General features: G+C 50.6%; 22 protein-coding genes and 1 pseudogene. 13 read left to right on the plus strand and 10 right to left on the minus strand.

The window, feature by feature from the left end; all coding sequences use genetic code 11:
• Positions 1-975: a 2-carboxy-1,4-naphthoquinone phytyltransferase gene (gene menA, locus SIB74_RS10380; RefSeq protein WP_063396690.1), complete on the minus strand. Its 975-nt coding sequence runs from the start codon at positions 973-975 to the stop codon at positions 1-3.
• A gap of 71 nt (positions 976-1,046) precedes the next feature.
• On the opposite strand from menA, the gene SIB74_RS10385 reads away from it, so the two are divergent.
• Entirely contained in the window at positions 1,047-2,468 is a 1,422-nt protein-coding gene (locus tag SIB74_RS10385; protein ID WP_063396689.1) for an isochorismate synthase MenF, read from the plus strand.
• Here SIB74_RS10385 and gshB read toward each other — a convergent pair.
• Together gshB and grxC are read right to left on the minus strand one after the other, a co-directional pair.
• Entirely contained in the window at positions 2,432-3,358 is a 927-nt protein-coding gene (gshB, locus tag SIB74_RS10390; RefSeq protein WP_197463332.1) for a glutathione synthase, read from the minus strand. The two genes, SIB74_RS10385 and gshB, sit on opposite strands and share 37 nt — an antisense overlap.
• Before the next feature lie 4 nt (positions 3,359-3,362).
• Positions 3,363-3,626: a glutaredoxin 3 gene (grxC, locus tag SIB74_RS10395; RefSeq protein ID WP_063396687.1), complete on the minus strand. Its 264-nt coding sequence runs from the start codon at positions 3,624-3,626 to the stop codon at positions 3,363-3,365.
• A gap of 80 nt (positions 3,627-3,706) precedes the next feature.
• On the opposite strand from grxC, the gene prfB reads away from it, so the two are divergent.
• From prfB to SIB74_RS10425, 6 genes are all read left to right on the plus strand, one after another.
• Positions 3,707-4,835 (plus strand): peptide chain release factor 2 gene (prfB, locus tag SIB74_RS10400; protein ID WP_156486168.1). Its coding sequence is split into 2 segments (ribosomal slippage): positions 3,707-3,781 and positions 3,783-4,835, totalling 1,128 coding nucleotides; the frame shifts between segments, so codons are not numbered across the junction.
• A gap of 12 nt (positions 4,836-4,847) precedes the next feature.
• On the plus strand, positions 4,848-5,039 hold the full coding sequence (locus tag SIB74_RS10405) for a DUF3285 domain-containing protein (protein ID WP_063396685.1): 192 nt from the start codon (positions 4,848-4,850) through the stop codon (positions 5,037-5,039).
• A 7-nt stretch (positions 5,040-5,046) separates the two neighbouring features.
• Entirely contained in the window at positions 5,047-5,610 is a 564-nt protein-coding gene (gene ybeY, locus SIB74_RS10410) for an rRNA maturation RNase YbeY (RefSeq protein WP_063396684.1), read from the plus strand.
• A 24-nt stretch (positions 5,611-5,634) separates the two neighbouring features.
• Positions 5,635-6,093, plus strand: coding sequence for a diacylglycerol kinase family protein (locus tag SIB74_RS10415; RefSeq protein WP_063396683.1), 459 nt, complete (start codon positions 5,635-5,637; stop codon positions 6,091-6,093).
• A 14-nt stretch (positions 6,094-6,107) separates the two neighbouring features.
• A complete protein-coding gene (locus SIB74_RS10420) occupies positions 6,108-6,716 on the plus strand; it encodes an anthranilate synthase component II (protein WP_063396682.1) in 609 nt (202 codons plus the stop codon).
• A gap of 26 nt (positions 6,717-6,742) precedes the next feature.
• The gene (locus SIB74_RS10425) at positions 6,743-7,480 is read left to right on the plus strand and encodes an MBL fold metallo-hydrolase (RefSeq protein WP_063396681.1); all 738 of its coding nucleotides are present in this window, start codon (positions 6,743-6,745) and stop codon (positions 7,478-7,480) included.
• Between the two features lie 49 nt (positions 7,481-7,529).
• On the opposite strand, the gene SIB74_RS10430 is transcribed toward SIB74_RS10425, so the two are convergent.
• Both SIB74_RS10430 and argS read right to left on the minus strand, forming a co-directional pair.
• Positions 7,530-8,669 carry a pyridoxal phosphate-dependent aminotransferase gene (locus tag SIB74_RS10430; RefSeq protein ID WP_063396680.1) on the minus strand — a complete coding sequence of 380 codons (1,140 nt, stop codon included), beginning with the start codon at positions 8,667-8,669 and terminating at the stop codon, positions 7,530-7,532.
• Positions 8,669-10,480 (minus strand): arginine--tRNA ligase, encoded by a 1,812-nt coding sequence (gene argS / locus SIB74_RS10435; protein ID WP_063396971.1) that lies wholly within the window; start codon positions 10,478-10,480, stop codon positions 8,669-8,671. Before argS ends, SIB74_RS10430 begins: the two co-directional genes overlap by 1 nt.
• A 313-nt stretch (positions 10,481-10,793) precedes the next feature.
• Here argS and SIB74_RS10440 point away from each other — a divergent pair, with 313 nt between their 5' ends.
• The gene (locus SIB74_RS10440; RefSeq protein ID WP_063396970.1) at positions 10,794-11,576 is read left to right on the plus strand and encodes a transposase; all 783 of its coding nucleotides are present in this window, start codon (positions 10,794-10,796) and stop codon (positions 11,574-11,576) included.
• 317 nt (positions 11,577-11,893) lie between these two features.
• Here SIB74_RS10440 and SIB74_RS10445 read toward each other — a convergent pair.
• The 3 genes and pseudogenes from SIB74_RS10445 to mnmE form a co-directional block, all read right to left on the minus strand.
• Positions 11,894-12,840, minus strand: a pseudogene (locus SIB74_RS10445) (carbamoyl-phosphate synthase); the annotation flags it as partial.
• Positions 12,841-12,958: 118 nt separating this feature from the next.
• The gene (gene nadC / locus SIB74_RS10450; RefSeq protein WP_063396679.1) at positions 12,959-13,852 is read right to left on the minus strand and encodes a carboxylating nicotinate-nucleotide diphosphorylase; all 894 of its coding nucleotides are present in this window, start codon (positions 13,850-13,852) and stop codon (positions 12,959-12,961) included.
• 97 nt (positions 13,853-13,949) lie between these two features.
• On the minus strand, positions 13,950-15,362 hold the full coding sequence (mnmE, locus tag SIB74_RS10455) for a tRNA uridine-5-carboxymethylaminomethyl(34) synthesis GTPase MnmE (protein ID WP_156486167.1): 1,413 nt from the start codon (positions 15,360-15,362) through the stop codon (positions 13,950-13,952).
• 65 nt (positions 15,363-15,427) lie between these two features.
• Between mnmE and SIB74_RS10460 the strand changes: the two genes are divergently transcribed.
• Both SIB74_RS10460 and SIB74_RS10465 read left to right on the plus strand, forming a co-directional pair.
• On the plus strand, positions 15,428-15,931 hold the full coding sequence (locus tag SIB74_RS10460; RefSeq protein WP_063396677.1) for a DUF2062 domain-containing protein: 504 nt from the start codon (positions 15,428-15,430) through the stop codon (positions 15,929-15,931).
• 269 nt (positions 15,932-16,200) lie between these two features.
• Positions 16,201-16,392 carry a hypothetical protein gene (locus SIB74_RS10465; protein WP_063396675.1) on the plus strand — a complete coding sequence of 64 codons (192 nt, stop codon included), beginning with the start codon at positions 16,201-16,203 and terminating at the stop codon, positions 16,390-16,392.
• A 404-nt stretch (positions 16,393-16,796) separates the two neighbouring features.
• Here the strand turns inward: SIB74_RS10465 and SIB74_RS10470 are convergent, their stop codons facing one another.
• Entirely contained in the window at positions 16,797-17,201 is a 405-nt protein-coding gene (locus SIB74_RS10470; RefSeq protein WP_231906125.1) for a Paralytic/GBP/PSP peptide, read from the minus strand.
• Positions 17,202-18,085: 884 nt separating this feature from the next.
• On the opposite strand from SIB74_RS10470, the gene SIB74_RS10475 reads away from it, so the two are divergent.
• From SIB74_RS10475 to SIB74_RS10485, 3 genes are all read left to right on the plus strand, one after another.
• Complete coding sequence (locus SIB74_RS10475; protein ID WP_063396673.1) at positions 18,086-18,274, plus strand: hypothetical protein; 189 nt, start codon at positions 18,086-18,088, stop codon at positions 18,272-18,274.
• A gap of 145 nt (positions 18,275-18,419) precedes the next feature.
• Complete coding sequence (locus SIB74_RS10480) at positions 18,420-18,575, plus strand: hypothetical protein (RefSeq protein WP_155728142.1); 156 nt, start codon at positions 18,420-18,422, stop codon at positions 18,573-18,575.
• Between the two features lie 1,275 nt (positions 18,576-19,850).
• Positions 19,851-20,972 carry a mechanosensitive ion channel family protein gene (locus tag SIB74_RS10485; RefSeq protein ID WP_063396968.1) on the plus strand — a complete coding sequence of 374 codons (1,122 nt, stop codon included), beginning with the start codon at positions 19,851-19,853 and terminating at the stop codon, positions 20,970-20,972.
• A 1,245-nt stretch (positions 20,973-22,217) separates the two neighbouring features.
• Here SIB74_RS10485 and SIB74_RS10490 read toward each other — a convergent pair.
• Positions 22,218-22,379, minus strand: coding sequence for a rubredoxin (locus tag SIB74_RS10490; protein ID WP_011827338.1), 162 nt, complete (start codon positions 22,377-22,379; stop codon positions 22,218-22,220).
• Positions 22,380-23,462: the final 1,083 nt, after the last annotated feature.

Genomic DNA, 23,462 nt, shown 5'->3' on the forward strand with positions numbered 1-23,462 from the left:
TCAACCTGCGCTAGACAACGCAAAGCCAAAGCAAGGCGCTAGCGCTAGGCCCAAGCTCAACCCCAAGCCATTGAGCGCCTGAAAGCGCAATGCCAAAAACTTGCTGCCACGAATCTTCTCTGGCTGATCATGGTGATGGCGAAGCAAACGGATCAGCGCTGCTCCTGCAGGCAATCCCAAGCCACCAAGCAGAGCTGTCAGCGGCCAATCTCCCTGCAGCACAGGGATCCACTCCAGAGCAAACACAAGCGAAAGAATCCAGGGCACCAAAGCCGCCGCACGAGCTGTGCCCAAGCGCACCACCGGCGATCGTTTGCCAAAAGCCGCATCCTCAGCGACTTGATGAAAATGAGAGCAAAAGAGCACCAAGGTTGTCGCTAAGGCCGGACCACTCCCCAGGGTGAACGCCGTTGCCCATGGAATAACTGATCCATCACCGTTGAGCGGTGCTAACGCCAACAAGGCAGCGGCAGAAGCGAAAGGGCCAAAAGCCAACCAACACAGCGGCTCACCGAGGCCTATGTAGCCCCAGCGAAAGGGCGGCCCCTGGTAGAGGTATCCCAAACCACAACTCACCAGCACCAAAAAGAGCACAGCAGCACTACTGCGCAAAGCCAACACCAACATCAACAACAAGCCCAGCACGAGCGCTAAGTGGGCAAAACGGCGCACAGGTCTCCGCTGACCCAGCAGCGCAACCACCGAATGCAACTTGGTGAAGCTGTCCACGCCGGTATCTGCATCAAAGAGGTCGTTGCTGAGGTTTTCCCAAAGCAAAAGCAGCACAGCCGCAACCAAAAAGCCAAGCAGTTGATCAAGACGCACTGCTTCGCCTGCCCCCACCCGCCAACCTGCCGCCAGCAACGCCGGCATCACTGCCACGGAGTACATCGGCCACTTGATCGCGGCTTTCCAAAGAGCTCGCCTTGTGGAGGCCTTGGCGTAAAGGGATGCAACATCCTGCTGGTCTGGCATGGGAAAGAAGCCTGGAAACCAGGGAAAGGCCCATACATTTGAGCAGCACCCGCGCTCAACTCCGATCCCGGATGACAGCTGACCGTAGTTTCAGCAACCTTTTAACTGCCGCATCCCGGGGCTGGTGCGAGCGCAAGGGCGATGAAGGTGTCCTCAGCCTGGCCCTGCCTCTCGACGAGGTGGATCCCCTGTACCACCTGCCCTTACTAGCCGATGAGCATCCCTTCCAGTTTCTCTGGGATAGTGCACCAGGCCTTTGCTTTGCAGCAGCAGGTCAGTGCCAAAGCCTTGATCTTGCAGGCCCCAGACGCTTTGAGCTGGCCCAACGATTCAGCGATACAACCCTGGCACGCCTCACAGACGCGACGCCCAACGCCCCTGCCCAGGCTCGAGCAAAAATCCTGCTGGCCTTTTCCTTTTTCGACCATCCCGCAGAACGACAACGCAGCCAGATCCACACCAGTGCAGTTCAAGCGGTACTGCCGCGCTGGCAACTCAGCCGCCAAGGTCGACACGGTTGGCTGCGTCTCAATGGCGTGATCACCCAGCAAGCAGAAGCGCGGGACCTAGCCGAACAGCTTTGGCTGATGGCGGAAAACCTGCTCGACCCCAATCACAATTCAAAAGATTTCTGGCCCAGCAGCGTCCGCGGCACCACGGAACTCCAGCCCTGGCAGGAGTGTTACAGACCAGCTCTCAAACGCGGACTGGATTTAGTAAGCAGCGGTGAGCTCAACAAATTGGTGCTGGCTGTGCGCCAATCCATTCAGCTCCAAGCACCCTTAAACCCGCTGCCAGTACTGGCCAAGCTACGTCAACAACAATCAGGTAGCTGCCGCTTCTTATGGCGAAGAAGCCACGAGGATGCCTTCTTTGGAGCTTCGCCTGAACGTCTACTCAGCCTGCAAGGGAATCAGCTACGCACCGACGCTCTGGCCGGCACTGCTGATCGCAATGACGATGGACAGGGCCTACTCCGCTCGGAAAAGGACCGTCGCGAGCATGAACTTGTCGTTGCCTCAATTACCAGTCAACTGTTCAATCAAGGACTGACACCACGGCGACCACGGAACCCCCAGCTCGCTCGTCATGGCCAACTGGTGCATCTGCATACACCGATTACAGCCAATGCCATGGGTCACACATCCCTCAATCTGGCCAAAATTCTCCATCCAACACCGGCTGTAGCGGGTCTGCCTTGCCGGGAGGCGATGGCCTGGCTGCGCACATTGGAACCTTTTGAACGTGGCAGCTATGCGGCACCGATTGGCTGGATCGACAGCCAAGGCGACACGGAACTGCGCGTGGCCATCCGTTGTGGCCACGCCAGAGGTTCAGTGCTTGATCTCACCGCTGGAGCTGGTTTGGTCCGAGGCTCTGTGGTCGAACGCGAATTACAAGAAGTTGGCATGAAGCTGTCTGTACTGGCCGACCAACTCGATCTGCGTGCCAAGGATCAACCAAGACTGACCAGCAAACGCGCAATCACTTGATCAGCCAGGGGAACCCCATTGAGGCGTTCAACCTCTCTAATGCCAGTAGGACTGGTGACATTGATTTCACTCAGCAGGCCATCAATCACATCAATTCCCACAAAAAACAAACCCTGTTCTCTCAAAACGGGTGCCAATTCTGCACAGATCTGCAATTCACGACTGTCTAGTTCTGTGGGTTCAGGGCTTCCACCCATGGCAAGGTTGCTGCGAAAATCTCCAGCCTTAGGACGACGGTTCACGGCGCCAAGAGGCTCTCCATCCACCAACAAAATGCGCTTGTCTCCTTCAATGACAGCCGGCAAAAAACGCTGAGCCATCACCGGTAGCTGCGCCTGATCCGTCACCAACTCAAGTAAGGCCTCAAGTCCGGGAGCCGCACCAGCGACTCGCACCAGCCCCTGACCAGCTCGACCCCCTAAAGGTTTGAGCACCACCTCTCCTTGCTCACGGGCAAAGGCCGCAAGCTCACTGACCCGACTGGCCACAAGCGTGGGAGCCATCAGGCTGTTGAAGCGCAGCGCACCGATCTTTTCATTCCAGGCACGCAACGCCGCTGGCCGATTAATCACCAACACACCAGCCCGCTCTGCCAGCTCGAGCAAATGGGTGGCATAGAGATAGCCCTCATCAACCGGAGGATCCTTACGCATCCAGATGCAGGTGAAGTCAGTCAGAGGAAGGCTCCGGGGCTCACCGGTGCTAATCCAAGGCTCAGGCACCACAGGGAGGGCAATCGCAGAGAGTTGATCTCCCCGAGCCAGAAGATCAGCGGGTGTACAAGCCCAAACCTCAATCGCTGCCCGTTGGGCCGCCTGCATCAACGCAGCTGAGGAATCCTTGGCAGGTTGAATGCACTGCAGGGGATCCAAGACGAACAGCTGTCGCATGGCGTTAGACCTTGCCTTGGAGCAAACCATCAAGTTTTTGAGCCCCCTCAAGGGCATGCAACTCATCGCAGCCACCAATGCTCAGATCATCGATAAAGATCTGGGGCAACGTGTTACGACCCCCAGCCCGGCTCGCCATCGCTGCGCGGGCTTCCTGGTCGCCATCGATGGCGTGCTCCTGGTAACTCACCCCTTTGCGATCCAAGAGAGCCTTGGCACGCAGGCAGAATGGGCATGACTGCCAGGTATAGATCTCAACCTTGGCCATGGCACTGTGATCACGTCACTGAGATCCTATGCAGGCTGGCCCCGCTGATAGCGTCAGATCTCTGGACTCAAGCACCAACGTTGCTGGACCTCACCGACTTCAAACGCGATCTTTCTGAGCTCACCGACCGCCTGGGCCAAGCCCAGGACTGTCTTTGACGTTCCTGCTCTAAACGCTCGCCAACAAGATCTTGAGCAACTCGCTGCTCAACCAGATTTCTGGGACGACCAGCAAAACGCCCAGAAGCAGATGCGTCAGCTGGACGAAGTTAAAGCCCAGCTGGTTCAAATCACGCTCTGGCGTAGTGCCGTCAATGATGCCCAAGCAACCTTAGAGCTCTACGACCTGGAGCCAGACGAAGAGATGCTCAGTGAAGCCCAATCGGGGCTGAAACAGCTGCGCCAAGGCCTTGATCGCTGGGAGCTCGAACGACTACTTAGCGGCGAGTACGACAAGGAAGGCGCCGTGCTCTCAATTAACGCTGGGGCTGGTGGCACAGATGCTCAAGACTGGGCTCAGATGCTGCTCAGGATGTACACCCGCTGGGCAGAGGATCACGACATGAGAGTGACCGTGGACGAGCTTTCCGAAGGGGAAGAGGCCGGAATTAAAAGCGCCACGGTAGAGATTGAAGGCCGCTATGCCTACGGCTATCTGCGTAATGAAAAGGGCACCCACCGCTTGGTGAGAATCTCTCCTTTTAACGCCAATGGCAAGCGCCAAACAAGCTTTGCAGGCGTGGAGATCATGCCAAAAATCGATCAGGAAGTAGAGCTCGATATCCCCGAGAAAGATCTAGAAGTAACCACCAGCCGCTCCGGGGGCGCCGGTGGCCAAAACGTCAACAAGGTTGAGACAGCCGTACGCATTCTGCATATCCCAACAGGATTAGCCGTGCGCTGTACGCAAGAGCGCTCACAACTACAAAACAAAGAGAAGGCTTTGGCTCTCCTGAAAGCCAAGCTGATGGTGATCGCCCAGGAGCAGCGTGCTGCAGAGATCGCTGACATCCGCGGCGATATCGTTGAAGCTGCCTGGGGCAATCAGATCCGCAACTATGTCTTCCATCCCTACCAAATGGTGAAAGACCTGCGCACAGCAGAAGAAACCACAGACGTGCAAGCCGTGATGAATGGTGATTTAGACCGATTCATTCAGACCCTGCTACGTCAGGGTGTCGATCGTCCAGGCAGTGATATGGATCACTAAATCAGACATGCAATGACGACAGATCCAAGCTCCAAGGAGCCTCCATCAAAAGCAACACCACCGCCAAGCTTCGTGAAACTGGCAATGCGCAACATGGTGCGCAAAGGTGGACAGAGCCTGTGGCACTTCGGCCTCACCGCCTTTGGCGTTGTGGGGTTCATCCTGATGATCGCCTGGCTCGGCAGGCCCACACTTCCCCATTGATGCGCGCATGAGCGCACTGCAAACCTCTCCGATCAACCTCGACCTCGATCTGGCCTTTCATCCCGCCAACGATGATGCTTTGACGAGCTTGGTTGATGCAAATACAAAGCGCCGCCTCACTAACGCAAGTCCCTGGCAGCAAGACCTCACAGCCTGGATTGAAAGCGTCCGTCGTGACCCAACCCTGACCTGTCCTGAGATTGTGCGCCTCAGCCCGATGCTCAGCCTGGGCCTTCAACTCACGGATGACGCCACCATCACTGAACTGAATCACGCTTGGCGTCAACGATCTGAATCAACTGACGTCCTCTCCTTCCCAGCACTAGATAACAGCCTCGTCATACCAACAGACACTTGCGTCGAACTGGGCGACATTGTCGTCTCAGTGCAAACAGCACAACGCCAAGCCAAACAACACAGCCATGAACTTGGCCTAGAACTCCGCTGGCTGGTAAGCCATGGCCTCCTGCATCTACTGGGCTGGGACCACCCAACAGATCAGAGCCTGAAAACGATGCTGAGCTACCAGGAGCAACTTCTCAGCATCAACGGTAAGGTTCATCACCACTAGTGATGCAATCCAAGAGATCACTACATGCTCCCTCAGACCAACAATTTGTTGTCCGAAGAGATCACCCCACTATCCAGCCAAGGGCATCAAGCTGCCCGGCGGGGCGCCTGGCGAATTGCCGCAGACCTACCAAGCAGTTTTCGCTACGCAGCCCAAGGTCTGACATATGGCATCGTCAGTCAGCGCAACTTCCGCATCCATGTCGTGATCGGCGCCGTCGTTTTCGGTCTGGGGCTCTGGCTGCAACTGAATCTCAACGATCTAGCCGTATTGATTCTCACGGTGGCGGCAGTGCTTGTCTTGGAGTTGCTCAATACATCCATCGAAGCTGTCGTGGACCTAGCAATCGGTCGCCGCTTTCACCCCCTTGCCCGCATCGCCAAAGACACTGCTGCTGCTGCTGTCATGGTTGCCGCCATTAGCTCTCTACTGATTGCCCTGCTGCTGCTGCTCCCTCCTCTACTGATCCGCCTTGGGCTCTGACGCCCTGCAGCCCCATGCTCCTAATTATCGACAACTACGACAGCTTCACCTTCAACCTGGTGCAGTATTTAGGGGAACTGGCCGCAAAGCATCCTGTCGCTGCTGATCTACGGGTTGAGCGCAACGATACTCTCTGCCTAAGCCAAATCAGGGAGCTACACCCCTCCGCCATCCTGCTCTCACCTGGTCCGGGCAATCCTGATCAATCCGGAGTTTGCATGGAGGTGCTGACCGAGCTGGCTCCCACAATCCCCACCCTCGGGGTGTGCTTGGGGCATCAAGCACTAGCTCAAGCCTACGGAGGCAAGGTGGTGCAAGCTGATGAACTGATGCATGGCAAAACCTCGCCTGTGCTGCACAACGGCGAAGGGCTGTTTAAAGGCTTACCCCTACCACTCACTGCTACCAGATATCACAGCCTGATTGCAGAGCGAGAGAGCCTGCCGGACTGCCTAGAAGTCACAGCATGGCTAGAGGACGGCACAATCATGGGCCTACGTCATCGAACACACCCCCATCTACAAGGAGTGCAGTTCCATCCCGAAAGTGTGCTCACGGAGGCAGGCCATCAACTGCTTACCAACTTTTTGCGTCTGACTGAAGCCAGCGAAAAGCACTGCTAACTTCCAAAACACTCCCGCTTCCACTCATGCCTTCCCTCTTAAAGGTTCTGAGCACTCGTAGCCTTTCTGCAGCTTCAGCTGTGGGTTTAGTCCTGTCCTCAGCCTCCTCGGCCATTGCCGGCGGAGTCACGATTACGAGTTACGGCCACAGTGCTCTACTGATCCAAGGCGGTGGGCAATCGGTGTTGCTCAACCCATTCAAGGCCGTGGGCTGCGCTGCAGGCCTGCGCGAGCCCCGGGTGAATGCCACTGTGATCCTTGCCAGCTCTGAGCTCGCTGATGAAGGAGCTCAAGTCGCTAGTGGTCGCTTTCTCGTGCAACCAGGTTCATACCGCATTGGCGGCTTAAACCTAGAAGGATTTGCGGCTCCCCATGACCGACTGGGCGGTCGCCGTTTCGGCCAAGCCACCCTCTGGCGCTGGCAACAAGGCGGCCTGCAATTTGCTCACCTTGGCGGCAGCGCTGCCTCTTTATCGGGAGAAGACAAAGTTCTGCTTGGACGTCCCGACGTCTTGATCATCGGCGTAGGGGGTGGCGCCAAGGTCTATGACGGCGCTGAAGCAGCACAAGTCGTCAATGCACTCAATCCACGCCGAGTCATCCCAGTGCAATACGTGAGTGGTGCAGCGCCAAGCGACTGTGATCAAACTGGAGTGCAACCATTCCTTGATGCGATGGCAGGTACACCGGTGAAGCAGACAGGAACGACCATCAGCCTGCCGAGCGATCTGGGTGATGGACCCGTCATTGAGGTGATGCGCTAACAGCGCATCCACAGCCTGAGTGAGTCGATCAGGATGTCTTGCCGGTCACTCAGGCTGCAAGAGACTCAACAGTGGCAAAGGCTTGCCAAAATTGCTGCATTTGCCGGGTGGTGCCAATGCTGACCCGCAAGGATCCATCAATCAGCGGTTTGCCAGTCATCAGCCGAACCAAGATGCCCCGCTTGCGTAAGGCTGCTTCCACCTCTGCTGGTAGCTGCTGCGGCCAGATCAATAGGTAATTCCCTCCATCGAGGTGGTAACACACACCAGAAGCATCAAGGCGGCTTCTGAGCCACTCACGCGCCTTCAACACATCAGCCACGTAGGCATCCACGTAAGCCTGATCATCAAGAGCCGCGAAAGCTGCTGTTATCGCAAAGCTATTGATGTCATAAGGCCCAGTCACACGACTGACGCAATCGATGACATCAGCAGAGCCGATCGCGAACCCCATGCGAAGACCCGCCAAACCTGCGGTTTTGGCCAGCGAACGCAACACCAACAAATTCGGGGTAACACTGAAATCTGCTTGCGGCAAAACGCTATCGCCCGTGAACGCCTCATAGAGCTCATCAACAACCACCAAACTTTCAGGCGCCGCAACAGCCAGCTCCAGGATTTGCTCTGGCGCCAAGCGAGTGCCAGTGGGATTGTTGGGATTGCAGAGCAACAACAGCCTTGGCTTCTGCTCCAGCACACGCTTACGAATCGCATCAAGCGGAAAGCAAAAGTCGCTGCCTTCATAGGGAATGGCAAGAATCTCCATCCCCTGCATCTGGGCGCAGGGCGTGTAGTAGCCAAAGGTAGGGCTCGTTGTCAGTAAGAGATCACCACGATCGCCATAGGCATGAAAGATCGCGTGAATCGCTGCATCAACGCCGTTAAATAAGCCAATCTGACTAGGGCTAAGTGGCTGGGTCAGCCCTGGTCGGCCCTGATCACAATTGCTCAAATTGGCCACCACCGCTTCTCGCAACCCGTCGTACTCCGGATAAACGGCGATCTGATCAGCAGGAATCGCTCGCAACGCCTCGAGTACACGAGGGCTAGGGCCGATCGTATTCTCATTAAAATCAAGGCGCAGCAATCCACGGCGACCCTCAAGCGGAGCGCTATAGGCCTTCAGACACTCCACTTCCACCCGAGGAGCGGGGGCACCAGAACTCATTCGTGAAGGTGAAGACCCCATCACATCCGCTCCAGCGTGGGAATACCCAACAACGACAGCCCTAGTTTTAGGGTATCTGCCGTGAGCCGGCAGAGCGCTAGGCGACAGCTACGAGAGGGTTGCTCAGCTTTCAACACCGGCACCTGATCGTAAAAGCGATTAAACACCTGACTGAGCTCAAACAGATAGGTGCAGAGACGATTGGGTAACAACTCCTCCTCAACTTCGGCGATCACTGCATCAAACTTCAGTAACTCCCGCACTAAAGCCCATTCCTGCGTTTCACTGAACTGAAGCTCAGCCGTAGTGACATCAAGATCACCCCCCTTGCGCGCAATGCCGGCGATACGAACAACGGCATAAAGCAGATAAGGAGCTGTATTGCCCTGTAGAGCAAGCATGCGATCAAAACTGAACTGGTAGTTGGTGATTCGGTTCTGGCTGAGATCGGCATACTTCACTGCTGCCAGCCCCACCGTGGTGGCCACCTGCTCAACAAAGGAGTCCTGCTCCACACGTCCCTCCTCCTGCAGCCGCCGGCGCAGATCAGACTCAGCGCGCTCAACAGCCTCATCGAGTAACTCGCGCAGACGAACAGTGTCACCAGCACGCGTTTTGAGCTTCTTGCCATCTTCCCCCTGAACCAAGCCAAAAGGCACGTGCTGGAGACGACCAGCATCAGGGATCCAACCTGCGCGCTGAGCAACCTGAAAGACGCCAGCGAAATGATTGGCCTGGCCAGCATCGGTCACGTAAATCACACGCCGAGCGCCATCACCTTGGGGAGGAGCAGCAAAGCGATAGCGCATGGCTGCCAGATCGGTGGTGGCGTAATTGAAGCCACCATCACTCTTCTGAACAATCACAGGCAGAGGTTTGCCGTCCTTACCCGTAACACCCTCAAGGAAGACACACTGAGCACCGTCATCGGTAACGAGCAAACCGGAGACATTTAGATCCTCAACGACGCTCTCGAGATAGACGTTATAAAACGATTCACCGCGCTCGTTGAGACGAACATCAAGCCGATCGTAGATCTTTTGAAATTCACGGCGCGACTGATCACAGAGCAAACTCCAAGCCTTCAAGGAAAGAGGGTCACCCCCTTGCAATTTCACCACCTCCTCACGGGAGGTGGTCTGAAAAGCCTCGTCGTCATCAAAGCGTTGCTTGGCCTGGCGATAAAACACCACCAGATCACCAAGATCCACAGCATCAGCTGTTTCAAGAGCCTCTGGTGCCACTTGCTTCAAGTGGGTAATCAACATCCCAAACTGCGTACCCCAATCGCCCACATGGTTAAAACGCAGCACGGGGTGTCCACGAAACTCCAACACCCGAGCAAGGGAATCGCCAATGATCGTGGAACGCAAATGACCCACATGCATCTCCTTGGCGATGTTGGGGCTGGAGAAATCCACCACCACTGGAGTGGGCTGCTGCCCATCGTTATCGCCCTCCACCAGCGGCACGCCCAGACGAGCATCAGACAGCCTTGCCTGCACTTCAGCAGCCAGGCATTCGGGCCGGACGGTGAGATTAATGAAACCTGGCCCAGCAATTTCTGGCGCCAAGCAAATGGCATTGAATGCCGTATCGACCATCAGCTGATCGACAATCGCTGCAGCAATTTGACGCGGAGGCTGCTTGAGCGGCTTAGCGAGGGGTAAGGCAGCATTGGCCTGAAAATCACCAAATTCAGGCTTGCTGGCTGGGGCCAATTGTGGGTCCAATCCAGTGCCACTCACACGTGCTGAGGCTGCAGCTTCAGGGAAGGCACGGTCGATCGCCGCACGCAGTTGACTCTCCAGAGCGTGGGCAAGGCTAAGCATGAACTCCGCAGCGAAATGGGCCTGCAATCACCCTGATCATCACTGACCACGATGCCGGAAACCAGCAAGCCTGCTTCAGCTCTGTTCTCAAGCGATCACCATTAACAATGGGGGCTGATCTTTTAAACGGTGAAAGGGTCAGGAATAGCTTGGCTAGCTATACCTGAGAGCGACCTTCTCCGTCTCGGTTCTCGGCTCAATAGGCGGCTCAATAAAAGCTGGATAAGCAGAGCCAATGCACTAATCATTGCGTTCTTGTGATCCGCTCTTGGTTGTTCCCTTGCTGATGATTCTGCGCAGATCCCGCAAGCCCATGGCCCGAGCAAAACGCCTATTGCCGCATGGATGCAATTTTCACATCACGCTGCGCTGCAATAGCAGGCAGTTCTTAATTTCTAAAGCCCTTAGGCGAGATGTGTTGTTGGCGGTACTGAAAAAGGCCCAGCAGAAATTTGCCGTGAAGGTTTATGGGCTCTGCCTGATGGCTAACCACCTTCACTTGCTGCTTAAACCAGAGGATGCAAAGGATTTGCCCAGGTTGATGCATTGGTTTGCTTGGTACTCCGCCATGGCCTTGAACCGCTTGAGCGGTCGTTGCGGGCACTTCTGGGAGGCCAGGTATTTCTCAACGCCAATCCACCCCAAAGATCACCGGCGAATGCTGAATACCTTGAGGTATATCCATGCCAACCCCAAAGCGGCTGGGGTAAGAAAAGGCTTTTATGACCCCTATTCCAACTATGGCCACTACAACCGGTTAAAAGCAGATGGCATCAGCGAATGGCATCCAGCCTTTTTAAGGCTCTCGGCAACGCTTGATGGCTGCGCCAGGCGCTATGAGCGTTTCTGCCAGCACTATCGCGATAAGGGCAAAAGCGCTCCTCAGTGCCATTGGGGGAGTCGCATGCTTAAACGACTAGTCAGTCATTCAAGAACTAGAAGCAAGAAGAAGAGGATCTCACCAGGTCAACAACGACTGCCATGGGATTGGGATATTCGCTTCAATCAAATCCCTGAGGATTGGTATCAAGTTGCTGTGAGATTTAGAAAAGCCAATGGAATCAGAGATGGAGATCAAACTCTCAAGCTGTGGTAATTAGTTGGCAATATAAATAGCTTTAGAGCAGATAAAGTCAAGGGTAGATTTGTTGTGAATACGAAAAACTATTTCCGATTAGTGCCTGCCAAATAAGGTATCAAGGCAACTTTCTGCATGCCAATGGTGCCAGGTATCGATGGTTGTTTCAAGCCAATAGTGAGGTGGTTGAAGAAACAAAAAGCCCCTGCTAATGCAAGGTCGTTGAGTGTGTAGGCTTTCGGTCATTCAGAACATCTTTGGGGTGTTCATATCTGCTTAGAAGCGTGTATCAAAAGCTTGGCGCAGGGGCTGGAGGACCAAAGCGATCGTGCACCCTTGGGTGTTGCAGATAACGCTTGAATTGCAGGAATTACTTCTGGTTCTTTCTTGCTTGGTGCTCCATAGCCATTACTGCCAAAGCGATATTTAATATCTGCTGTAAAGCGTGTATCAAAAGCTTCGTCATAAGAAAGATTGGCGCCAAGGGTTAAACCATTGCTGATGTTGTAGGCAAGCCTTCCTTTAACACCAGTATTGTAGTCCTGATGTTGTAGGCAAGCCTTCCTTTAACACCAGAACCATCAGCCTCATCGAGATCGCCTTGCTGGTAGTAATAACCAACAGAAGCATTGAGATCTGGTGTGATGCTGTAGCCAACATCTAATCCGTAGGTATCAAGAGAACCACCTTTGTAATGGCTATTTAGGCGTTTCTCGACATCACCAATAGGAACGAGTGCATAGGCATTGAAGTTCCAAGTGTCTGATACAGCTTCTAAGCCTGCAGCAACCTGCGAGAAGAAGACATCACGCTTGCCTGTGATATTGACGCTGGTATCAACATCACCAGAATTCATTGGCCGGCTGTCATAGCCAGCATTGATGCCATACATCCAGCTGCGGTCTCCGTTTAGCCAGCGATAGCCAAGCCTGGTTGATGTGCTGATCGTGGTACCAGCAACATCGGTATTAACGATGCTGCTTTCTCTATCTCGATCAGCAAAGTTGGCATTGGCTAAGGCATCAATAAACCAAACGCTGTTCTCACCAACAGCAATGGGAAGAAACGCTCCAATACCGGCTTGATTGGGTGTGCCTGCTCCTTGCAGTGCACCTTGAAAGCCCCAGTTGAACTGCACAGCGTCTTTGAGGTTGATCTCCATCACCCCCAGATCTGCTGCACTACCTTCGTCTTGAGAAGCTACTGGCTGTATAGGAAAACTAGTCAAGGCAAGAGCAGCAGCACCAGCAAGCGATAGAGGAAGGCGAAGGGAACGCAGCACTGAGATTGACTAAGTCATCAGCACATAGTGCTTTGAAAACTGGGGTGCAGAGCAGCGCTTCAGGCAGTCGCTTGACTGGAAAGAAGGTTGGCTTAAAGCCGAACAACCTCAATAACAATTAAGCAGCCTTCGTTGGTTCAAACCGCATGCTGATATCAAGCCAGCAACTGCGCGTCACCGGAGCACTCGTCGAGATCAAATCAATCCCCGTTGCCGCGTAGGCATGCAACTGGGCAGGGTCAACACCAGACGCCTCCAATATCACTGGCCCTTCGGCTCTCTGCTCGGCCAATAGACGCAAGCGAGGCACCAAATCTTGCAACTGAGTAGGGGAAAATTCATCCAACAGCACCCCATTGGCTCCAGCCCGAATCGCCTCATCAGCCTGTTCGGCAGTTTCAGCTTCAATAATCACTTGAGCTGGCCATGGTGCGCTTGTACGAACAGCGGCAACAGCCACGGCCATGCCTCCAGCCCAAGCCAAGTGGTTCTCCTTAAGCATCGCTGCATCATCCAATCCACAACGGTGATTCACTCCCCCCCCACAGCGAACGGCGTACTTCTCCAACACGCGTAGCCCAGGAGTGGTCTTACGGGTGTCAGCCAAGCGCACAGACGAACCACGCAACTGATCCACGAGTGCGGCAGTTGCAGTAGCCACGCCAGACAATCGCATCGCCAAATTCAGTGCTGTGCGCTCAACAGCCACCAACGCTGAGGCCTGCCCCTCAAGCCGCAGTAAATCTTGGCCAACTGAAACTGAAGCCCCTTCAGTGACGAGAAGCTGCACCCTGGCCTTTGGATCAAGCGCATGCAGCAATGGCTCAACGAGCACTCCACCACAAAACAAACCATCGGCTTTCGCTCGCCAACACGCACGACCATGACAACCACGCAAAGCAGGAGCGGTGAGATCACCACGACCGAGATCTTCTGCCAACCAGCTCTCAAGCCTGCTTCGCAATTCTGGAGTCAGGGTCAGCGAAGGTGAAGAGACTGACATGGAAAACATCTTGCAAACAAAAATACAAGCTTTCGAGGAGTGATTAACTAGGCAGAAAAAAGCATTTTGACACTATGAATTAACAATAGTGAGTTTCCATTGACGCCTACTTGCCAATACAAAAACGCGAAAAGATCCGATCAAGCACAGCTTCTGTGATCTCCTCACCAGTGATCTCACCCAGGCTGCTGATCGCTTGCCGCAGATCAATGGTCCAGAAATCCCAGGGCAACTGGTGCTCTGCTGCTTCCTGACTACGGCCCAAGGCCCCAACAGCGGCGAGAGCCAAATCACGCTGACGTTGATTAAGAGCAACCACCAACCCCTGCGCTTCGCTGGCCCCACAAGTCTTCAAAACAGCCTCAATCAAGGCCTCTTCTCCTTGCCCCGTGAGTGCGCTCAACATCACATCCACAGCCTTGCCATCAACCTCATTGCCCAGCGAAGCAGCCATTAGAGAAGCAGCCATCGAGGCAGGCTGAAGATCAGCTTTATTACCCACAAGAAGCCTTGGCAGATCATCTGGGATCTGAGCCAACAACGCCGCATCATCGGATGTCCATCCCAGACTGAGATCAAACACCAACACCGCCACATCAGCTGCAGCGAGAGCCTGATGACTACGGTCTATCCCAAGTTGCTCCAGCGCATCCTGTGTGGCGCGAATGCCTGCGGTGTCTACCAAGGTGATCGGCACACCCTCCAGCACAATCTCGCTCTCCAAGACATCCCTGGTCGTACCAGGAAGATCCGTCACGATCGCCCGCTCCCGGCGGCTGAGGCGATTCAACAGGGAGCTCTTGCCAACATTAGGGCGACCGATCAGAGCCACCTGTAGCCCCTGGCGCAGCACATCACCACGCTTGGCATCTTCAACAAGCTGTTCGAGCTCTCGCCGCACGCACTGCAACTCAAGTAACAACTCAGCACCATCGAGAGGGGGAAGATCCTCCTCAAAATCAACCCTGGCCTCCAGCTCACTGAGCTGATCCAACAACCTTTCCCGCAGGGAGGTGATGCGGCGCTGAATGCCTCCATCGACTCCCGTCATCGCCAACTGGGCTGCTCGACGACTACGCGCCGCCACAAGTTCACTGATCGCCTCCGCCTGGGTGAGGTCAAGCCGGCCGTTGAGCACCGCGCGCTGGCTGAACTCTCCAGGCAGTGCCCGACGCACATGCGGCTGAGCCAACACACGCTCAAGCACCCGCTGAACAGCCATCAATCCACCATGACAGTGGATCTCCACAACATCCTCGCCAGTGAAACTGCGTGGCCCCTTCATCAGCAACACAAGAACTTCATCGATCCGTTCCTTGCCGCTCTCATCCATCACATGGCCATACAACACACGATGACTAACCCAAAGTTGTTGCCCCGGGATCGACACCACACTCCGCCCAACGACCTCAGCCGCTGGCCCAGAAAGCCGCACCACAGCAATACCCCCTTGACCTGGTGCAACCGCCGTTGCCACTGCGGCAATCGTTTGTTGATGGGGGATTGGAGAAGACATCATCACTGGCACCTTCAGCCCTTCCTACGATCAAAGCCACCCTGCAGCACCATTGCTTCGGTCTGGCCATGATCCAGAAAACCCTCCAGGGCATGAGCAGGCGACTGCGCCGCTGGCTTGTTTGGCTCTGGCAGCAAGAAGGAACTCCAGGGCAACGGGCGCGAGGGGTCGCAGCGGGAGTGTTCAGCGGCTGCTTCCCTTTCTTCGGGTTACAGACACTGCTGGGTGTCGCCTTAGCCAGTGTGGTGCGCGGTAACCATGTCCTGGCTGCCATAGGCACCTGGATCAGTAACCCGATCACCTATTTGCCGCTCTATTGGTTCAACTATCAAGTTGGCTCTTCCCTACTTGGCCAAGGGCAAAATGACCTTGACCTCACTCAACTCAATGAGCAAGATCTTTGGACTCAAGGCTGGGTCTTCAGTACTCGCCTTTTACTTGGATCAAGTTTGGTAGGAGCAATCGCGGCTCTCTTCACAAGCTGTGCTGTCTATGGGTTGCTCAAAGGGCCAGCAAAAGCAAAATCGCGACAACGGATTTATCGCAGGCGAAGCCAAAGTAAACATGACTAACCCAAAATTAGCTTACCTAGGCTGAGATCTACTGAATGGCAATCCTCTTAGGAATCAAGCGAAAGGCCTGTATTGAATGTCAAAGATGATGGGGCTGTCGAGAGTTATCTCAATAGCAATAATTATAAAAGATTTAAATTTATCGCCATAAAATCACAACCTCAAGCTACAGTTAATGCAATCAAAGAGATTGATGGAGCGATCTCCTCCGACCATGAGTGGGTGAATTTCACGATCCTGAATATCAAGTGAAGGAGCTAAGACAGCCTATGCCTCCACTACCCCCGCAACTGATACGCCGTGCACTTCTTCTCGATGTGGTGCTGGCGCTGGTCTTCCTCAGCCTCTCTTTATTTGCCGAAGAACAGGTCTGGCGTTTGATCTGGGGTTGCGGCGCCTTACTCGCAGTCGTCGATGCCCTAATAGCCAATCGATTCCTTGATGAAGAAGACCTAGACTGAGGGAAATAACTACAATTTTCCGCATTTAAGCTCTTCCTTTACAACATCTCTATTGAGATAAGCTTATTTTTTATAAAATATAGACTTTAATCCAAAAGTTACAAGAGTGTAAAAAATCAGTTCGATGACAACCTCAACTCCTGGGCCAGTAAAAGGCAACAGCATTGATGCTAATTCGAGAATTAACGCAATTATGGCAATACAACTTAGAACGATATAGACACTAAAAAAAATCAACCCCCAGGAGATAGGCCTGGAAGGGGAAAGAGTCAATCCCTTAAACACTTGCATTAGTCGGTCAGAGATAAATTTGGCCAGAGAACTTAGGCCTTCTATTAGCTGCAGGTATTTTATTTGCAGTCGTTGCTTGATGTTCATCCTAGCAACCACTACCTTCTCTAAGGCTAGCGTTCTATCAACAGTGATGCAGTATTGAACTCATTGTATTCACCATCAGTCCAGCTATATGCGACATCCGAATCCACCTGCTTCACCTTCATGCTCTTACGATCTGTCTTGAGAACCTGTCCCCTAGCCCTGAAATTTCCTTTTATTCCATCCTTATTGACCTGAACGTATATTGCTCCTACTTCAAAGCCTCTATCATTGCAGAATATTTCATCAAAACAAGTATGTACAGTAACTGCATAATCATCAGATACAAAGCCAGCCCCAGCAGCGTAAGTATTTGAACATCTCCAACTTCCACCAGTTATCAAACCTGACTTTGCACCAGAGGCTAAATTTTCATTCCATCCAATAGCCTCAAATGCTGCACAACCAGCTTCAGCCCTTACAACAAGTGTCAAGCCCGTACAGCAGGCCGTCACCACTGCTCCGAACATAGCCAGGGTCAAGACTTGAAATGTGTTCAGGTGTTGGGGCAAGAGCAGTATTGGCTAGCTATAGAGGCTCCAATGACCAAGATAAGCCAAACCATTTCTGTGGAAGAAGGTTACCGTTACCCAAATCAAAAAATATGGCAGACCTACCATACCCTGGGATCAATAATTCAAAACTTTTAGCCGGGCTAATCATCTCTTTATTAGCAGACAACACATTTCTATTGACTGCTGATCGGAAATGACTAATGCAGTTGGTTTAAGCACGTTCGTTTTGACAGTGATCAAATCCCTTTTACTGCCTAGAGGTGATTTGGCAACTTTGGCGCCTCAGCAGTGATCAGTCATCACAATCACTGCTGAGGATTCTAGGATCACAGAGGCTACTTAGCAGGTCATCAAGGGTCTAATTGATTGTTAAAACTAGAAGGCATCGTAGTGCAATAGAGCGTTCTGAGTTTTATATTAAAACGATACCTACTAGGTAAAACGAATGATTTAGCTCGTGATTGTACGACGCTTCAATGCAAGAAAGCCGCCACATGCTATAGGTATAAGAGCTACCAGTGCTGCAAGTAACAGGATTGTAGGGAGTGAAAGGTCTGGCATCGTCTTAGTATAAGTGACATGCCTATTTTAATCGAATGTCAAGGTCAAAGCAGGAGATGTCTGCATCATGTTGCATCAACAATATATTGTTCTTTCTGGAAGTTTCGAGCAATATGCATAATATTAAAAAAGCATTCTACAGTCAAGTGAAACAAATACTCACAGCCGTCTTCTCTGTCATTTTATTGAGCATATCTGCAGAGGCTCAATCCACATCCTCCTCCTTTCGGCAAGCTTGCTCAATGACTGTTGCAGGTCAGCCAACGATTCGCATACTTTGCCGGTGGATGTCAGACGCTGACACGGGCAACACCATTTTTGTGGACAACGCAAGCACTGGCGAAACCTATGAACTCAACGGAATCTTTCCGGAGTGGCGTGCTGATCCTAAGATCATCAACAAATTCAGGACAAATGTCTTTCAACTGTGATTCAAGCTTTGATTATTTCGATTCTATCCATGAGGCTTGCTTGAATTTAGATATTTATAATGTTTCTCATGGGAATTGCCTAAAGAAAGGCTAGCATCTGAGCTGCAAAGACTTTAAGTCTGCCCCTAATGGATCGGAAGCCAACATGAGTAGCAGTGAGAAAGAGCTTGATCTGCGCATTGATCATCTTCAGAAAGAATTAGCCTTGGCCGAGCAAGAAAGAGATATTCTACGTGCGGCTAAGATGCAGCAAAAGATTCTCATGAAACTCCTTAAAGAGAATCCCTCGAGGCAGGTTTAAAACCAAATCGCATAGGGAATTATTTATATTACCCCCATAGAAACTAACTCTCGTTTACATGTAAACTGAAGATGAAATTCATTCGGGCTGCATAGAGGTTAAGCAGTGAAATAGGCAAATATTAATCTAGGCACCAAGCAATTAGGATAGGCTGGATAGCTACAACATTATTTCACAGATCTCCATCAACCTGTTTTCAAGGGTGGGCCTCAAATAACGCTCACTAAAATCAGATTGTTTTCATTATAACTAGCAACCCAATCGCACCTTCACCACTACTTAGGATCGGGCGAAAATCCTTGTCGCGCTCGTTTTGCTTTTATTCCTATTAAGCTAGATACCACAAAAGAGCAATCTCCTATGGCTGTCAAGTTCACCTTTGAATCTCAGACGGAGATTTATTACATGTTGAAGGCCTTAAACCAGACTCAATGGTGTGTTGAGAATGGATTGCTTGAAATGGACAGGAAGTCGCTCAAAGGTTTTCAGACATTACGCAAGAAGTTTGCAGACTTCGCATTAACGAATCCATAGCTTAGATCTTCATGAGTAGATTTGCTTGTCTTGCTTGTACCGACAAGGCTTCTTTGACTTAAATTAAGCAGGCTTACGATGATGAGAACTAATCTCAGGCTTAACATTACTGGCTAATTCTTGGTTACTAGTGATCCAACTAAGATTGAGCCATTTGCATCAACAGGTGATCGTCTGGGTGCCAATGATTTTTTTTTAGATTGATTAAGGATGCACTCAATCATCTCAGACAAGAAACTGATCCTTCTCTAAATCAAGTCATTTGTGGGGAAAGCGATCACCTCTAATCAAAAGAGCATCGTAAACTTGCTTAAAAAAATGCTGACTCCATAACCAACAGCAATCTGATCATCTTCAGCAGATCAGCAAGAATCAATAAATTTTATGGCGCAACTGAAGAGATGGGCCTCAGCGACACGGTCAACTTCAGTGTTGAATCAGCATTGCCACCAGTGACTGTTAGCCTCCTTGCTCTCATTAATCTAGCTTGTCTGCCTCTACATGTTTGCAATGTTCTGGAAGATGGCATCGTCTGATTCACTGAGAGACAATGCATCTATTTCTTGTAAATCAACTGGTAGACACACCACTTCTTGATCAGACCACTTCTGGATCAGACCATTTTCTTGAGAGAGGCTTATCTTGCTCTTGATCAATTGTGTCTGCTGTGATAAAGGCAGTTTTATCTCTACCCTGATTCAACTTTCCTCAGTAAGATTTGCTCAAACCAGATCAAGCCGCATGCCCGATACGCAACAAGAACTGCTCAACAAGATCGATTTTTTTCAGAGTCAAGAAGGGATCCTGGTCGGAACTGTCTTCTTAGCTGTTCTTTGGTTGATACTCGTTCTTCTGGATAAGTACGGAAGGCGGATTGGCCCTCTGGTAGCGAGATCCATCCGAAGGCCCTTATTGCTTGGATTTAGTTCAGCTCTTTACTTGGGTTGGCTGTTACACCTCTTGGAACTGCAAGCTAAGGCCTTGTTGCCTATTAAAAGTTCAGCAGTCTCAACTGCTCTGGTGGTGATCGCTCTGGGCTGGGCCACGATCAATCTCGGCCGGGCACTGCTCCTGCAATCGAATCGCATTCAACTCTGGCTGAAGGTAGAAGATCCCAGAGATGAGGCCATGTTGACCACCTTATTGGATCGAGTTTTCACCATTGGAGTCATTGTTTTAACTATCGCGGCCCTGATGGTGACTTTTGGGGTGTCTACCGCAGCAGTAGGCGCTTTGCTTGGTGGAGCAGGCATTGGCCTCGGCTTTGGGACACAGCAGATATCTCAGAATTTCCTTGCAGGGTTCATGCTCTTTTTTACTCGTCCATTCTCAGAAGGTGACTGGATTAGCGTCTCGAGCTTTGATGATGGAACAGTTGAGAAAATTGGCTGGTATCACACCCGCATTCGTACCTTTGATCGTCGACCACTCTATATCCCAAATTCGATCTTTGCGACTACTCCGATCGAGAATCCTGGACGAATGTATAATAGAAGAATCAAGGCCAGCATTAGTCTTCGCTACGAAGATCTGCCCCGTATCGAAGCGATTACCAATAATGTTCGTAGTCTGCTGTTAAACCATCCAGACATAGATCAAAAACAGAGCATCTTAGTTAATTTCAACGAATGGGATAGCTCCTCTATCAACATGATGGTGTATTGCTTTACTAAAACAACTGTTTGGAAAGACTGGCTAGATATTCAACAGGAGGTCTTCCTCCAGATTGCAGACATTGTTCAGAAAGCTGGTGGTGATTTTGCGTTCAATTGCACCACCCTCTATCCGGCGCCAAACCTGAATGATGATAATCCAATTAGTCGCTTGGGTGAAGATCTAAAATCGAACAGATCTCTGCTGTAAAAAAGGCTCGCATCTATCAACAATAGATAGGATTCAAACGACTCCAAGCAATTGATGTGTGGCTGGAGCAAAGCAAAACCATTAGATTTCTTGGCAAAGAAGAATTTTCCTCTCAATCTCATATGTTGCAAGCAAGGCATGCCGGAATCGAATGAACATGGCATGATCCATATCTATCAATCACAGAGGCTAAGCTTTTATTTTATAGTTTATTTCCTTTTGCATAGGGTGAGTTATCATAGGCTTTGGTTAATAACTGACGATATTCTGGATGCCATTGAAGGTTAGGACGGCTTCGACGTGCATTAAGGAGCATAATAACTCCAAAAATGAGCACTAATGACGCCTGACATGAGGCTAAAAGTGGAGAATCACTGAACAGATTAAGCATAGGGCTTCATTGACTATCAATATCATTATATTGGCTAGTCAAGAGGAGATTAAAATCAATCGAGTTTTTGCTTTATCGACTTATTGGCTGTATCAAGCCATCTGATAGGTGTTGTCCTAATTAGAGATTCAAAATCTCCGTTTAAAAAGCCATGAGAACACTAATAAGCAAACTTACCTATTCCTGCGCTCCCTCATATTTAATACACGGCCATTAAGAAGATGCTTCGCAAGTTTTAATCTCAGCGTGTGGCTTTCATCTGTAGGCACTCATCCATACAGACGATCAGCAATCACCTCAATTACTTAATCGTTTAATATCATTATATCCAAAGCTGTCTAGCCGAATGAGCAGTGCCACGCATAATAGATACTGAACAAAATGCATTCTCAATACCTCAGTCAATACTTAGCTTGATAGATTCTAAGGTAATGATTTTATTACCTACAGCAATGATCAGGATTGCAATGAATTAAAAGAAGACAGGCCTGCAGCTAATTGAGGCTTTGTTCAACACATCTCGCCCTAACAAGTCTTTGATATTTCATATTCAATTATGCAATCTGGTAAGCTGCCATTAAGGCTTGCCGACAAAATTAATTCCGTTTTTTTGATCTGCTCCCAAGCACTGGCAGAGAACTCTGGCCTAAGTAATGCCTTCTACAAGTTGATGCCGACAAGCCAATAAGCCTTAACAGTCATCATCTGTAGCTATAGGCTACTTGGCTATTGAAAATAGCCAAGTTTTTTACTTTAAGATCTATTTGAGTGTTGTTAGCATATTCAAGGCTTTGGTGATTTCATCCCAGCATCTACTTTTGAAGTAAAAACTTGGTTAATGTGAGATCGCAGAATCAATTACATGGTTTAAATTTTCCTTTTCCTACTTTACATTGTGGACATTTCCAATCTCTGGGCAAATCAGCAAAGCTCGTACCTGGTGGAATCCCATTTGTTGGGTCACCAACCCTTGGGTCATAGACATAGGTGCAAACCTTGCAGGCGTACTTTTTCATTGTTCCATTTAAGCTTGTGCTTAAGCTAGTATAGTTGCTACTAAGCTATTACTGTGAGGATTGAAAAGTAGATTATGGATGCCATTCCTTGGGACATAATAGGCGCTGTCATAATATTGCTAGTGGGTGTGGGATGGTTTTTGTACTACATATTTACGATGGATAGTCAAGAGTAGTTCCTTTTCTCAACCTATTGGGCTCTTAAGGTATTTGGGAATGAGCATAGCTAAATTCCATAAAATCACTATCGCATAAAAATCATGTCAGTATGCCATTTCATTCGGCATCTTATCCTAGGTATTGGAACGATAGTCTTTTTATATCCTTTGAGGGTGATTCCCTCTTGGCTGCTTAATCTGATACAGCACTATTTTTGCAGAGCTTATTCTTTGCAGAATTAATCCCTCTAGAAGATCTCATACAGAGCGTTTACTCAATAGACAGTACAAGTTACTGATAGCATCAACGCTAAGATATTCTTTGGCTAGTGATCCCTTTGTTTATTTAGGTGACCAAAGTGACCCAGCAAGATTAGCATTCTCCTGGCAAGTCATAAAAAGTACTTCTTCATAGTCAGAGAACTTCAGCAGGAGAATACACTCTAGTTTCAAGAAGATTTGAAACTCGATTGAGCGGGCTCAAGATATCTAGTGGGTGTTCGTAAAATATTAATCTCTTTTAATGAATGAAATCAGGGCTGGTCTGCTAAGTATTAGAAATACCGACTAATTTTTTGGGTTGCCTTTATGATACCTAGATCTCTTTCTCTCAGCTCTAGTTTCTGGCAGCATCTGAGAAATATAACAGTCGCCAGAGAGTGCACAACAGGGCAATAGCAATGATTAATGCAATAGGATGGCCCATATAGGCTTGGAAGCATATCATCACTATTATAGAGACAAGTCAAGACCTGAGTCTATATCTTGATTCTTAACAGTATGGTAGAGGCTTATTTTCGATCATTTCAATTATAAACTGGTAATCATATTACCTGTTAGGTAAGGCCACCTTGAATAAGGTTAATACTAATTCAGCTTGCCCAGTAAAGATCCATCTGTAATCTTTTGCGCGAGACAGTTTCTT

This window comes from Prochlorococcus sp. MIT 1306 (assembly GCF_047304515.1).
Classification (GTDB): domain Bacteria; phylum Cyanobacteriota; class Cyanobacteriia; order PCC-6307; family Cyanobiaceae; genus Prochlorococcus; species Prochlorococcus marinus_D.